The following is a 14,105-nucleotide window of genomic DNA, read 5'->3' on the forward strand; positions in this document are numbered from 1 at the left end:
GGTAACTAGAGCCCTTCGGGGCTCTTTTTTTAACTGTTCTGCACCTAATTTGACTGATTGGACCATTAAAAAAACTTTAGCAGTTATAATCCACGCAGTTTTTGTGAAATAGCGTAAATTATGTTTCTAACACCATACTTCTCAAGCCAAGATAAACAATTCCAATTCACTCGCGAACAAGCTAGCCATTTCGCGAAAAAAGTGGCGGGTGACTACAACCCTATTCACGATGAAGACAGCAAACGCTTCTGTGTACCGGGTGATCTCCTATTCGCAGTGTTGCTTCAAAAAGAAGGCATCAGCAAAAAGATGCGCTTTAAGTTTTCTGGCATGGTGAACGACGGTATTGCTCTGCACATTGAAAACAAGTGCGAAAAAGAGAGCGCCGTGGTTGATGAAGCAGGTAAAGAATATCTGCACATGAGCCGAGAAGGTGAAGTTAGCCACAATCCAGCATTCATTGAACACGTTGTTACTAATTACGTTCAGTTCTCTGGTATGAACTTCCCTCATATCATGGTGCCTTTGATGGAAGAACAACAGATGATGATTAACCCTCAACGTCCGTTAGTTATCTATGAAAGCATGGAAGTAGAATTTGATCGTCTAGACCTGACACACCCAGAAGTGGAATACACTGGCGCGACTTTCGATGTGGATGGTAAGCGCGGCGTAGTGACAATGACTTTCGCATTCAAAGAAGAAGGCGTGGTTGTCGGTCGTGGCGTGAAACGTATGGTTGCAAGTGGTCTGAAACCTTACGAACAAAGTGAAATTGACGATCTAGTGAATCGCTTTAACGAACGCAAAGAGACCTTTTTAGCTCAGCTTGCAGCTTAATCGTTCTTAAGAATAACTGAGCCCTACTCCATTGAGTGGGGCTTTTTATTTATCTCACAAGCAGATTGGCTTTATATCCAGCGTCGGACACGGGTTTTATAGTCAACATAAGGCTGACCAAAAATCTGCGTTAAGGTACGCTCCTCTGGCTCTATCTGAAAGCGATTCATATACCAAACGAACCCAACACAGGTAAGCAAACTCAAACCATTCTCTTGCCAGTAAGCGAAACCAATCAACAGCAGCAGCAACCCTAAATACATGGGATTGCGTGAATAGTGAAAGATACCGCTTTCTACTATGCTCGTGGCTTGATGGGGTTTTGTAGGGTTTACCGTTGTTTTCGCTTTACGAAACTCATAGATACCAGCAATGCCAATAAAACCCGAAAGAACAAAGCAGATGCTCCAGACTACGCCGACATAAGGCAATGGAATATGAGCAAACGTGAAGATATGGGCAAAGCGATTAATCAGTACCATAGCAATCACAAACACGGCTACTGGCGGAATTTTGAGTTCCAGTCGATGCATTGGTTTTCTCCATTAGCACACATTCAATTGATAAACTTAATCGTCTAATAATGATAGATAAAATTAAGCCCGACAATGTCGGGCTTAATTATTCATATTCAGGACTAGATTAACTCTAATAACGCCTGTAACGGATGTTTAGGCTTAATGTGCTCAAAACGTTTCACCTGACTTCGGCAAGAGTAGCCCGTGATCAAGCAGCGTTCTTTTGGCAGTTTTTCTAAACTTGGTTTCCAGCTTAACCCGTAAATATCTTTCGACATTTGCAGCTTATCAAGCTCATGACCAAACGTACCCGCCATACCACAACAACCAACGGGTACTGTTTTTAACAGTCCGCCAAAGTGAGCGAAAATTTCGCCCCACTCTTTTTCAGCGTTCGGTAACTTGGTTTTTTCGGTACAGTGAGCAAGCAAATACCACGCTTCGCCGTTGGTGCTGTCTGTAGTAGCAAACTCAGACAGACGCGGTTTCATCCATTCATGAACCGTTAACACAGAGAAATCGCCACGCTTGTCGCCAAGCACTTCTGCGTATTCATCGCGATAGCAAAGCACCAACGCCGGATCAACGCCAACCATAGGAATTTCAAGATCCGCCACCTTCTCTAGGAAAGCCGCTGTACTTTCTGCCGTTGCTTTAAACTGCTTCAGGAAACCTTTGATGTGCTGTGCTTTACCGTTCGGCTTGAACGGTAACAACACTGGCTTCTTACCCAGCTTAATGGCTAATGCGATGAAATCTTCTACCACTTCGGCATCGTAATAACTGGTGAATGGGTCTTGAACGATGATGACATGTTGCTCACGCTCATCTTTAGAGATGCCAGCCAAATACTGCATATCAAAAGTAGCCACTGGGTGACGACGAGTACGCTGTGCAAGCGTAGGAACAGTCAGTAACGGAGCATCAACATAGCCAACCGTTTTTGCGGTTAGGCTTTGAACCCATTTTTGTTCCAACACACCATTGACCAGTTTCGGCGCTTTACCCATCAGCGGTAGCATAGTTTCGATATTTGCCACCAAATAGTCTTTCACCGGACGCTGGTAACGTGAGTGATAGATATTTAAGAAACGTGAACGGAAACTAGGAACATCAACTTTGATTGGACACTGGCTTGCACACGCTTTACACGCCAAACAGCCGTTCATCGCTTCATAGACTTCGTGCGAGAAGTCATATTCGTGACGTTGGTTGATGCGATTACGAATACGGTCAATCATGGTTTTGATGCTGGCCGTCTTGGACAGTGTTTGATTTTCCAGATCCAGAATATCAATACCCTGCTCTGTAAGCTGACGCAGCCATTCACGCACCAGACCCGCACGACCTTTCGGCGAGTGACGGCGATCCGCGGTCACCTTCATTGACGGACACATAGGTGAGCTGGTTTCGTAATTGAAACACAAGCCGTTACCATTACATTCCATCGCCTGTTTAAAGCTGTCACGCACTTGAACATCGATTTGACGATCGTAATAGCCACGTTTTCTGTCTGACACTTTGACCAATTCAAAATTAGTGTTGAGCGGCGTACAGATTTTGCCTGGGTTCATCTTATTGTGCGGGTCGAAGGCTTCTTTCACGCGGCGCAGTTCGGTAAACAGCTCTTCACCAAAGAATGCAGGGCCGTACTCCGAGCGGTAGCCTTTGCCGTGTTCACCCCACATCAAACCGCCATATTTGGCCACCAGCTTGACCACTTCGTCAGAGATTTCGTGCATCATCAGCTCTTGCTTCGGATCGCAAAGATCTAAAGCTGGGCGAACGTGCAACACACCCGCATCGACGTGACCAAACATGCCGTAAGCAAGTTGTTTCGAATCTAATAGTTCACGGAATTCAGCAATAAAGTCAGCTAAGTTTTCTGGCGGAACACAAGTATCTTCAGTAAACGGTACCGGTTTAGCTCGCCCTTTCGCTGCGCCCAACAAACCTACCGCTTTTTTACGCATGTTGTAGATACGGTTGATGCTGGCTAAATCCGTGCACACTTGGTAGCCGATAATGCCACCTTGCTGATTAGCCAAAGCTTCATCAAGACTTGCCGTTAGCTTTGCCACTAAAGAATCTACCGTTGCTTCATCCTGATCGGCGAACTCAACGATATTGATGCCTTGCATCTCTTTGCCCGGAACGTCCGTGATAAGGTCACTGACGCTGTGCCAAACGATATCTTCTTTGGCAAGGTTAAGAACTTTAGAATCGACCGTTTCAACAGATAACGCATCCGCTTCGACCATAAGAGGCGCATTACGTAAGGCGGAATCAAAGCTGTCGTATTTCACGTTCACTAAGGTACGTGCTTTAGGAATACGAGTCAGATTAAGTTTGGCTTCAGTAATGAATGCCAATGAGCCTTCCGCACCACAAAGAACGCGAGTGATATTGAACTCTCCCGTTTCTTCGTTGATGGCATTTTTCAGGTCATAACCGGTGAGAAAACGGTTAAGAGGAGGAAACTTGTCAACAATCTGCTGACGCTTGTCACGACATACTGCTTCGGTCACCTGCATCGCTTGATAAGCGTAATTACCTTCATCTGGCGTGCCGCGTGACATGTCAGTTTCAAGAATCGAACCATCCGCGAATACGGCTTGCAGAGACAATACGTGATCAGAAGTTTTACCGTATTTCAATGAACCCTGACCAGAGGCGTCAGTGTTCACCATACCGCCTATCGTTGCGCGGTTACTGGTAGAAAGATCGGGAGAGAAGAAAAAGCCGTATGGTCGAACAGCGTCATTGAGCTGATCTTTAATCACACCGCTTTGAACACGAACCCAGCCTTCTTCTGCATTGATTTCAAGAATCTGATTCATGTAACGAGAAAGATCGACCACGATACCTTTAGTCAGTGCCTGACCGTTAGTACCCGTGCCACCACCGCGTGGGGAAAAAGTCACTCTTTCAAATTCAGGTTTAGCACTCATCTTACCGATTAGGGCAACATCTTCCGTGGATTTAGGCAAAATCACAGCTTGTGGGAGTTGTTGGTATACACTGTTATCAGTGGCTACTGCCAGACGGCTAGAATATTGAGTTTCGATATCGCCAGTAAAACCAGCAGCTTCTAGTTCATGTAAAAACGTTAATACAACCGGATCGACATCAGATTGAAAGTGAAGTCTTGGTAACATTTGCTTCCTGCCCGTAATTCGCTGATCCAATCAGCTATGGGTTTATAGGTTAATTATATGAATTCGGTCACTTTACAACATTTGAAAAGGTGATCAAATCAGAATCTCGTTGACAGAGCGAATCAAATCCATTTTTCTAACTGTTCAAATTCGCTTCGCTTGAAAACATAAAGTTACGCTGTGCAAACGTTTGCCAAAAAGCTGGACTAAAAAGTTGTTATGCATTACCAAGGCCAATTGGCCTTTACGGATACACCATGAGAAAAAACAAAATCGTAACCACGGAAGATATCTTGCTAAAACTGTGTCAATCCGTCTCTTCAGTATTAACTTCCGCCACCAATTCCAACATCAGCTACTCGGCGATGGTGCAGAAAATCAACAAAACCTCTCTTAAACCAGATTTTGGTTGTTTCGTTCTTTTTGATGGTGGCTTTTCAGGATTAGTCGTTATCAACTTTACCGCCAAAGCTGCCCTTGAGGTTTACACCAATTATATGCGAAGCATGGGCATGCCCGAAGAAGAGCTCGCTATTCTACACACCTCTGACGAAGTGGGTGACGTACTGGGCGAACTGATGAACCAATTAGTTGGTGACTTCACTAACAAGATCCGCAAAGAGTTACAAACCAACATTACCCAGAACCAGCCAAAAATGTTGTCTTTGAACAAACAGGTTATTTTGTCGGTTGATACCAACCTCGACAGACCTCAAGTAAGACGTGTCACCTTCTCAACCGAGAAGAACAACATTTTCTACTTAGAACTTGCTATGGATAAAACCGAGTTTATCCAGCTTGAAGACTTCGAGATGGACGAAGATGAAAGTCCAGACGCGATTCTTGAAAGCGCTCAAAAAGGTTTAACAGCGAAGAAAGAAACTAAGCAAGACGATGACATTGCGTCAGACCTATTGGACGAACTGGGCTTATAGTATTAGTTGCCACCGACAAAGGTGGCATCTTCCCTTCCCCTAATGCTGCAAAAACGTTAAAATATCGGACTTTTCTAATCTCGGTAATAGGTCAACAGACCCTAAAGTTTTTGAATGTCGATTGATAAAAAGAAAGCCCTGAAAAAAATTGCCAAGTGTTTAGAACTTGGAAACTCAGCAAACGTAAACGAAGCCGCCAATGCGATAAAAATGGCGCACCGTCTAATGCTGAAATATGGTCTTGATAAAGATGATATTGAATTCATTAAACTGGGTAAAACACAGTCGAGCCACTTGCTACCCGCCTCTATCAGCTCAGGTATTTTACGCATCATTCGAGGTATCAATACTAAGTTTGGTGTAGAAGCTGTGCTAATCAATCACAAAGGTTTAAAACGCGTAGAGTTCATCGGTGAAGCCGATAGAGCCATCTTCGCCGCTTTTGCTTTTGATATTGTTTACAGAGAAATGAACGAGCACACAGGACAATTCCGCAACAGCTTTGCCGGAAGCGGAACATCGACGCTTGAAGTAAACAGACGTGTCGGTTCTTTTGTTTCTGGATGGATTGAAGGTGCGCTGGAAAAACTTCCTGTCATCTCGCCGGATGAAGACTCTGCAAACAAAATCAACGATTACATTGATAAAGAATTTAAGAACGTCGACCGAGAAACGTTCAAGCAACAGTTGCGTGAGGCAATGAAAAACCTGACTGCGGATTACGAAGTCGGCTTAAAGAAAGGTCGCAGAGTTTCTGTCAATCGCCCGATAAATGGCGCACAAGCCCCTAAACTATTGAAGTAGACCTTTCGTTGAAAGTTTTTCGTCAGTCCTACGTCAAATCAGACTTTTCCTAGTTGATCTTCTCCTTCGAATTTCGTCTGATGCATGCGGCAAAAAAACAAGACATGGAGTAAATACCTTGAAAAAAATTACATTAGCCTTAGCAGTGGCAATTGCATTATCTGGCTGTCAGGCAACTCAACGCCAAAACGCGACAACCGGTGAAACAGAAACAAACTCTGCAACCAAAGGTGCTTTGCTCGGTGCTCTAGCTGGTGCAGCTGCAGGTTTAGCGACAGGTGATGACGCAAAAGAGCGTCGTAAATACGCACTGATTGGTGCAGCAGGCGGCGCTGCTGTCGGTGGTGGCGTTGGTTACTACTTTGACCAGCAAGAAGCCGCGCTTCGTAAAGAACTTTTAAATTCAGGCGTACAAGTGGAGCGTGTGGGCGAAAACCAACTGCTTCTTCGTCTGGAAAACGGTATTGGTTTCTCTAGCAACTCCTACCAACTTGACTCAAGCATTCACAACACACTACGCGGTGTTGCCCGTATTCTTGTTGAATACCCTGATACAAGCCTTGTCATTGATGGTCACACAGATAGTACTGGCAGTGACAACACCAACCAAATTCTGTCTGAGCGTCGTGCTGAATCTGTTCGCTCATTCCTCATCTCACAAGGTGTTGCGACAGGTCGTGCAATTGCTCGCGGAAATGGTGAACGCTACCCGCTTTGTTCAAACAGCACTGCGCAAGGTCGTTCATGCAACCGCCGTGTAGAGATCCAAATTCTACCGTTGAAATAAGCCGCCGAGGAAGACGCTGATACAGCAGAAAACGGTGTTTGATTGGCTTTAAAAGATAACTCCGTTTAACTCATCAGCGACTAGCGTTAAGATAGACTTAGTTTGAATCCCAGCTATAAGGCTGGAATTATACTCAAACTACTTGGAGTTGCAGGTAGGCGACAAGTGAGTGAATCCCATGAGCATAGATAAATTATGTGATTGGGGTGAACGAACGTAGACAACACAGCTGCAGCTTCAAGTAGGAAGAGTATATTCTCTGAAGTAGAACACGGAAGGTCATCTTGAATCGATTGCTAATAGGGCTTATTTCTCTCTGCTGGGCTTTCTCCGTATACGCAGATACAACCGCAGATCCACAACTAGCTGAATTACTGCGTAAAGCCAACAACAAAGATGCTGAGGCACAGTATCAACTAGCCCTTCGCTACCAATCTGGCGATGGCATTCCTCAAGATATAAGCGAAGCTTTCTACTGGTTTCAACAATCCTCTGAAAGAAATCAACCTCAGGCAATGCATCAACTGGCAAAGATGTATTTACAGGGCCAAGGCATTGAAATAAATACTACAGAAGGCATTTACTGGCTAACCAAACTGGCTACACAAGGGAACCCTGAGGCGCAGTTTGAGCTAGGCAAGCAGTATCAGACATTGAAAAACTCTCCTACTTCACAGCAGATGGCAGAAATTTGGTTCCGTACAGCTGCCGAGTCACTTCCTGAAGCCGAACAAGCATACACTCAAATCCTAGAAGATAAGTTCAATCAGCAGAGAGCAAAACAGGTATCAGCGATCGACCAGCTCGACAACGAAGCCACCTTTCAGCAAGAGACAAGTCCTGTTCCTTCCCGTTTAGACTTAGACAAACTGAATTGGGTCTATGTCGTGATACTGGCTTCGATTGCTCTGCTCATGCTTATTGCTTCACTCTATCAGCGCCAAAAAAGGCACAAGAAAGAGACCAATGCGTTAGATCAGTTAACAGAGCAACAACAGCTAGAGCAAAAGCTAGCTGACAATATAGCTGTTATTAAGAAACAAAAAAGACAACTTGAAGTTCTTTATCAGGAGTTAAAGCGGTCACAAAAAAACCAAGCGAATTCAAACCAAGATCAGAAGTTTCAACTCGCCTGTGCAGTATTTGGCTATCACCCGAGCCAAGTACCTGATGATAAAGCCATTAAGGTTCGCTATAAGCAATTATCCAAGATCTACCATCCAGATATGAAAGGTAGCGACGAAGAGATGAAGCGCTTAAATGGCGCTCTCAAAACCATCCTAAATAAAGTTAACAATTAGTTACAACTAGAGTGTCAAAATATCTCTAGACCTTTTAAATACTTAGATTTTGCAATCGATAACATTCTCAATATGACAACATTTCATTAACTTTATTCAATTTACTGTGGCATAATCCGCGCGAAATTAGCGCCTAACAGCTAAGAGTCTTGTCGTCTCACTATCATACTTAGTGAGAGATTGATTGATGAGTCTTTTAATTACCAGTAAGGAGAAGAAATGTTTACTATTGAAGGCGTGTGTGACTGGTGCAAAAGACCAAGTTTACTACTGACAAAACACGAATATGTAGATGGTAAAGCCCATCACTCATGTGAACGCTGCAATGACTTTGCACGTATGGATGTAAGACAGTTCAATATCGCGGAACAAGCGATGCGGGAGCGACAACAGCCTCACTCCTTGTGAGTTCATAAATAACTAACTTCTAATTGCATGACGAAATCTGTGCTTAGAGTGATACATAGACTGGTCTGCAATATTTAACACATCATCGAGGGGAAGGTTTTTCTCGAATTCAAAAGCCATCCCCGTTGAAACACTTACCAATAACTTAACACCGATATTGCCTGTACGTTTGGCAAACCTCCTGAAACATCCACTATAAAACTTATTGACCTGCCGACATACTTACTCCACCAGAACTATTTTATTTATCAATAGGTTAAAAAACCAACCATAACTTTTTGCTCAAATTTCCCACAAAAACATAAATTTCTTCTTGATCAGTATTTGGTTTAATACTACTGTATACGCATACAGCATGTATAAAGGGACAGTGTTATGCTAAATAGTGAATTGCTAGTTAACAAATCATTCGGTATTGAATCAAACGTAACTCGCTTTGGAAATCCAACGAGTAAACATCATTCATTTTCGGCTCCATCAGCCGCAGATATGTTTGTTCGCCTTTCAAGTCTTTCCGAGCACAAACAATGGATCCTGTTTACTGGTGAATGTCCACGTCCTCAGTATCACGAGCTAGCAGCTCACCAAATACATTGCAGTAGAATCATTCATATGAAGCCATCGCAATCGCAATCAGAAATCACCATTGTGATGAAAGCTATCCAATCGGGTAATGCGAGTGCTGTAGTTGCCTCTGGTAACATTGATATCGTTAGCCAAAAACTACTCAAACAAATGGCAGCAGAATACCGTTGTGAAGTGTTTTTCCTAGAACCTACAGCACCACAATTCCACTAATCTCTATCACTGCCTTTTGCCCTCTCGATGAGAGGGCTTTTTCTACTTTTCTCTGAATGCTTTGCATCCCCACTCTCTAGCATTTCATTTTGTGCATGTTTGTATGACTCAATTTTTACACCATATCTGTGAACAAAAAGATATTTAAGCAAACGTTTGCTTTTTATATGGCGACATAAAATAGTTCTGGTATGATGCGCGCAGTAATTGATATCTCACCGTGCTTAGATATCTTCTTTCTATACCCGAGTCTCTTAGTTCTGCCACTGCGCCAGTTTATAAGTAGGATGGGTATATGACGTTTGAAATAAGATAGGAATGTCTCCATGAGCCTTGCTGACCAAGTTCTTGCCGTCAATGACGATCTCCCAATTCGTACCCATCAGCCTGTTCATAGCGGTAAAGTTCGCTCTGTGTACTGGCTAACTGAAGAAGACAGCCGTCGCCTTATCAAAGAGAAAGGCTATGATGTCGCTGAAGATGCACCACTTGCCATTATGGTGATCAGCGACCGTATCTCTGCTTTCGATTGTATCTGGCATGCTGAAGGCGGTATTGCAGGCGTTCCGGGCAAAGGCGCGGCACTGAATGCTATCTCTAATCACTGGTTCAAACTTTTCAAAGACAACGGTCTGGCAGATAGCCATATTCTGGATATCCCACACCCATTTGTTTGGATTGTTCAAAAAGCTAAGCCAATTAAGATTGAAGCCATTTGTCGTCAATACATCACAGGTTCCATGTGGCGTGCGTACGCAAAAGGCGAACGTGAGTTCTGTGGCATTGAACTTCCTGAAGGTTTAGAAAAAGACAAAGCACTTCCTGAACTGCTAATGACACCTTCAACCAAAGGCATCCTTAAAGGCATTCCGGGAGTTCCTGAAGCAGACGACGTGAACATCACTCGTAAAAATATCGAAGACAACTTCGCGGCGTTCAACTTCAGCAAAGCAGAAGACATTGCACTGTACGAAAAACTTCTTAAAGAAGGCTTCAGTGTGATTAGCCAAGCACTCAAAGAAATCGGCCAGATTTTCGTAGATACCAAATTTGAATTTGGTTACGTTACCGATGCTAACGGTGCAGAAAAACTGATCTACATGGATGAAGTGGGTACACCAGACTCTTCACGCATCTGGGATGAAGCGCAGTACTTGCAAGGCAAGATTATTGAAAACTCGAAAGAAGGCTTCCGTCAGTTCCTATTAAATTACTTCCCTGACCCAGATATCCTTCTTAACAAAGATCGTATGCCTGAGCGTGAAGCACTGGCACGTGACAATGCTTTACCACTAGAAGCGCTAATGGATATTTCACGCACTTACTTGGGTATTGCAGAGAAAGTTGTCGGCCACAAAATCGAACTAAGTGACAATCCAAAGCAAGAGATCATCAAGATTCTTGACGAACAATATGGTCTGATTGATTAATCCTCTGATCAGCAAAAAGGGCGCTTAACTACCCGTTTCCACAAGAAACTACTTAGTTAAGTGCCCTTTTTATTTCTGAATAAATCATCACAGAGTGATAATAAACTCGTCTTGCTTGCCTGCTTTAATATGAGCTTCGCAGTGAGATTGAATAGACTCAATCTGTTGTTCATCTAATGCATATGGCATGACAAGCTTAATTTCTTCAATGCCTTCGCGTTTTGCTAGCTTCACCAGTTCAATGAGATTGGACTCATCGCTGTGATTACTTGATAAACGCTTTAGAGCTATTTCCCAAAGCCGGTCTTCGGGACTCATTCTTTCTTTTACAGATTCATTCCAGACAGTACCAAAAACCGGAGCAAACGACTTTAGCGCTTCAGAAAAGGTCCATTTCTTAGAACTTGAGGTTCCTAAAAAAGAGGTGTAATCAAACACTGCGCAAATTCGTTGTGGTTTATCCATTCTGTCCCCCGACATAATTGGCAACACAGTGCTATCAATATTAGACATCCCTAACTTTATAGCAATACGATATAAAAAAACGTTCTTTTATACCCTTATTTCCAGAGGTGCTGATATATAAAAACCAAACTGGTAACAAAAAGTAGCTATAGAGTTCAACAACCTATGTGTTAATGATTAATATTTTGAGTTTGAAACATATTTATCGGATATCGACCACTCTGCTGGCTTTGCGATATTGAACCCGATAACCGAACCAACGAGGTAACTCCCAGCGTTTTGGGTCACCTTTGCGTAAGCCACCTTGATAGAAGACGCACACCAGTTTTCGTTGCACAAAATACTCAACCTTAAGTTGGATATCACTAAGGGTTATTTCTAGCGGATATAACTCGGCGAACTCTTCTTTTTCCCAATATGGTATACCTTCAAACGGGAAATCGTCGCCGCTGAACATGGCCAACTCTTCAAGTGAGCAAATACCTAAAGCCGTCAATTGCTGTTCAAACCATGTAGTGAAAGTCAGGTCATTATGGTGTTTCGTCTTTTCATCCAACCCCAGTTCAACATAGATTTTCCATAGTTCAATCTCGGCCGTACGCTGCTTCGCAAATCCAGCAAAACACTCTTCAGCTATAACGGATTTTACGATCGATTGAATGGCAAACTCGCCACTGGCTTCTACGTTTTTAGACTTGATTACACGACCGGCATAAATAAGCTGTTGTTCAGACATCAGCACACCACTATCAAGGCTAGCTTCCACCTGCGTCCAATACCCGAGTTGCAGTTCTTCTATTAAATCAAAAGAGACAGGCATCATCACTGTCGCTAGTGTCAGTGTCTGCTTCACTCCCCGTCCTGGCAAGCTGTGCTGATCAAGCACCAATGCAGCTTCTGCTTTAGCGGAAAATCGACTGTTTCGCCCAATCAGCACTTCCATCTGTCCATTAGCCAGTGCTTCTTTGCGTCGCTCTCTGCGCACAAATACCAACTCAGGGTGAAGCGTAGCAATCGCACGAGTCAACGCATGATGTTGATATCGAGAAGCCACTTCCAGTTGCGGTAGTCCGTAGATCTCTCTCATTTGCTCAGACAATCCTTGAGCCTCTTTCAATGCTTCAAGATCAAGGTTAACCGCCGAATACTCTTTTCCTCGAACCAGTTGAATCAACAACTGACCGTCACAGCATTGAGGTTCTTCTTGACTGAGCTTTTCTAAAGCCTCTTCGTTCGATGAGAGTTTATAAACCGAAGCCGGAACGGAAAGCGCGGCAGCGAGATCGATCATCGCCTCTTTTAAAGGCTTGGATTCAATACGCGCAACCAAATCGGCATAAAGGGCATCCACCGGAAGCGGCGCTATCTGAACACCATGCTCAGTAATGTTGCCATGCTCATCGATCGCTTTCATGCCTGTGAGAATATTCGTTGCTTGTATTCGCGTTTTTTCTGGTAACGGCTCTAGAAAATGTAAATCCGATAGACGATGACCACAGCTCGCTGCGGCCAGCATAGGTTCCACCAGCTCTTCTCGCTGCATAGAGGGAGGTGTTACTGCCTCCAACGCTGCATGCTGCCCATAAAGACGAATAGCGATACCATTCATCACTCGTCCTGCACGACCGCTTCTCTGTTTAGCGCTTGCTTGTGAAATCTGTTTTAGAGTGAGTGTGGTTCGACCGTTACGCTGCACATTTCTGCGTTCTAATCCGCTATCAATTACGGCTCCAATATTGGGGATAGTCAGTGAGGTTTCAGCAACGTTGGTCGCCAGCACCACTTTTTGCTGATTTTGCGGGGTGAGAGCGAGGTTGCGCTCTTTATCAGAAACAGAAGCATGCAGCGGAGCGACCAGAATATTTTCAATACTGCTGAGCATTTGCTGGCACTGCTGAATTTCTTTACGCCCGGGAAGAAAAACCAAAATATCTGCGCTGGTTCTTGTCAGTACCTCTGTCACCTCTTGCTTTACACGTTCGGCAAGGTAACGAGCGTCAGGTAACTGTCGTGAATCAGTGGCTCTGTACTCGACCGCAACATCATAAACACGCCCTTCTGCTTTTAGCCGCACAGCTCCTAAATAGTCCGCTAAACGCTCCCCTTCTAAGGTTGCAGAGGTAACAATCAAGCGGATCTTTTGTTGCTGTTTAAGTAAGGCTACAAGTAAATCTGTGTCCCAGCGTCTTTCATGAAATTCATCCACCATAACAATATCAAAGCTCGCCAGCTTATCTTCTGCAAACCAACGCAATGCCACACCGGGGGTAACAAAAACCACCTGAGATTCTTCGCTAAAGCGATTTTCCAGTTTTATGGAATAACCAATGCTTTCCCCTACGCGCTCTTGACGCTGCAACGCCAAATATTCCGCCAGAGAGGTACACGCAATTCTGCGTGGCTCGATAACAAGAACTCTGCCGTGTTCAGCAGCCCAAACAGGCAAACACGTTGACTTACCAGATCCCGTTTCCGCTTCAACGATGACAGGGGATTGATTAAGCGTAGTTAAAAAGGTGGGTTTTAAAGGATGAATAGGAAGTAACGGCATAATAAATAACAAGATAAAAGAAACAATGGATGAATGTGTTTGAGTGAATGCAGATTCTAGTCGCAGCTCAACATCGACGCTCAAGCCACAATTAACTTCAGGCTCGCTAG

General features: G+C 43.9%; 12 protein-coding genes. 8 read left to right on the forward strand and 4 right to left on the reverse strand.

The window, feature by feature from the left end:
- Positions 1–120 precede the first annotated feature (120 nt).
- The gene (locus HKI82_RS06060; protein WP_171137491.1) at positions 121–840 is read left to right on the forward strand and encodes a DUF3581 domain-containing protein; all 720 of its coding nucleotides are present in this window, start codon (positions 121–123) and stop codon (positions 838–840) included.
- Between the two features lie 71 nt (positions 841–911).
- Here the strand turns inward: HKI82_RS06060 and HKI82_RS06065 are convergent, their stop codons facing one another.
- Positions 912–1,373, reverse strand: a complete 462-nt coding sequence (locus HKI82_RS06065) for a methyltransferase family protein (RefSeq protein WP_102940567.1) — start codon at positions 1,371–1,373, stop codon at positions 912–914.
- A 104-nt stretch (positions 1,374–1,477) separates the two neighbouring features.
- Complete coding sequence (gene ydiJ, locus HKI82_RS06070; protein WP_171137492.1) at positions 1,478–4,516, reverse strand: D-2-hydroxyglutarate dehydrogenase YdiJ; 3,039 nt, start codon at positions 4,514–4,516, stop codon at positions 1,478–1,480.
- A gap of 257 nt (positions 4,517–4,773) precedes the next feature.
- Between ydiJ and HKI82_RS06075 the strand changes: the two genes are divergently transcribed.
- The 7 genes from HKI82_RS06075 to HKI82_RS06105 all read left to right on the forward strand — a co-directional run bounded on the left by HKI82_RS06075 (position 4,774) and on the right by HKI82_RS06105 (position 10,979).
- Positions 4,774–5,451: a DUF3334 family protein gene (locus HKI82_RS06075; protein WP_171137493.1), complete on the forward strand. Its 678-nt coding sequence runs from the start codon at positions 4,774–4,776 to the stop codon at positions 5,449–5,451.
- 120 nt (positions 5,452–5,571) lie between these two features.
- A complete protein-coding gene (locus HKI82_RS06080; protein ID WP_042488512.1) occupies positions 5,572–6,255 on the forward strand; it encodes a DUF2786 domain-containing protein in 684 nt (227 codons plus the stop codon).
- Between the two features lie 118 nt (positions 6,256–6,373).
- Positions 6,374–7,042, forward strand: coding sequence for a YiaD family glycine zipper/OmpA-like lipoprotein (locus HKI82_RS06085; RefSeq protein WP_171137494.1), 669 nt, complete (start codon positions 6,374–6,376; stop codon positions 7,040–7,042).
- Between the two features lie 284 nt (positions 7,043–7,326).
- Positions 7,327–8,343, forward strand: a complete 1,017-nt coding sequence (locus tag HKI82_RS06090; RefSeq protein WP_171137495.1) for a tetratricopeptide repeat protein — start codon at positions 7,327–7,329, stop codon at positions 8,341–8,343.
- A 219-nt stretch (positions 8,344–8,562) separates the two neighbouring features.
- Complete coding sequence (locus tag HKI82_RS06095; protein ID WP_042488375.1) at positions 8,563–8,751, forward strand: hypothetical protein; 189 nt, start codon at positions 8,563–8,565, stop codon at positions 8,749–8,751.
- A 375-nt stretch (positions 8,752–9,126) separates the two neighbouring features.
- Entirely contained in the window at positions 9,127–9,549 is a 423-nt protein-coding gene (locus tag HKI82_RS06100) for a hypothetical protein (RefSeq protein ID WP_240956658.1), read from the forward strand.
- Between the two features lie 326 nt (positions 9,550–9,875).
- Positions 9,876–10,979, forward strand: coding sequence for a phosphoribosylaminoimidazolesuccinocarboxamide synthase (locus HKI82_RS06105; protein ID WP_171137496.1), 1,104 nt, complete (start codon positions 9,876–9,878; stop codon positions 10,977–10,979).
- 87 nt (positions 10,980–11,066) lie between these two features.
- On the opposite strand, the gene HKI82_RS06110 is transcribed toward HKI82_RS06105, so the two are convergent.
- Positions 11,067–11,459, reverse strand: a complete 393-nt coding sequence (locus tag HKI82_RS06110) for a transporter (protein WP_102940697.1) — start codon at positions 11,457–11,459, stop codon at positions 11,067–11,069.
- A 187-nt stretch (positions 11,460–11,646) separates the two neighbouring features.
- On the reverse strand, positions 11,647–13,995 hold the full coding sequence (locus HKI82_RS06115; protein WP_171137574.1) for a helicase-related protein: 2,349 nt from the start codon (positions 13,993–13,995) through the stop codon (positions 11,647–11,649).
- Positions 13,996–14,105: the final 110 nt, after the last annotated feature.

Origin of the sequence: Vibrio plantisponsor (assembly GCF_013041605.1) — a bacterium.
In the GTDB taxonomy this organism is placed as follows: Bacteria; Pseudomonadota; Gammaproteobacteria; order Enterobacterales; family Vibrionaceae; genus Vibrio; species Vibrio plantisponsor.

Bases quoted from the DNA above. Each gene is read 5' to 3' on its own strand.
- HKI82_RS06060 (WP_171137491.1), top strand. From the start codon at position 121: ATGTTTCTAACACCATACTTCTCAAGCCAAGATAAACAATTCCAATTC.
- HKI82_RS06065 (WP_102940567.1), bottom strand. From the start codon at position 1,373: ATGCATCGACTGGAACTCAAAATTCCGCCAGTAGCCGTGTTTGTGATT.
- ydiJ (WP_171137492.1), bottom strand. From the start codon at position 4,516: ATGTTACCAAGACTTCACTTTCAATCTGATGTCGATCCGGTTGTATTA.
- HKI82_RS06075 (WP_171137493.1), top strand. From the start codon at position 4,774: ATGAGAAAAAACAAAATCGTAACCACGGAAGATATCTTGCTAAAACTG.
- HKI82_RS06095 (WP_042488375.1), top strand. From the start codon at position 8,563: ATGTTTACTATTGAAGGCGTGTGTGACTGGTGCAAAAGACCAAGTTTA.
- HKI82_RS06100 (WP_240956658.1), top strand. From the start codon at position 9,127: ATGCTAAATAGTGAATTGCTAGTTAACAAATCATTCGGTATTGAATCA.
- HKI82_RS06105 (WP_171137496.1), top strand. From the start codon at position 9,876: ATGAGCCTTGCTGACCAAGTTCTTGCCGTCAATGACGATCTCCCAATT.
- HKI82_RS06110 (WP_102940697.1), bottom strand. From the start codon at position 11,459: ATGTCGGGGGACAGAATGGATAAACCACAACGAATTTGCGCAGTGTTT.
- HKI82_RS06115 (WP_171137574.1), bottom strand. From the start codon at position 13,995: ATGCCGTTACTTCCTATTCATCCTTTAAAACCCACCTTTTTAACTACG.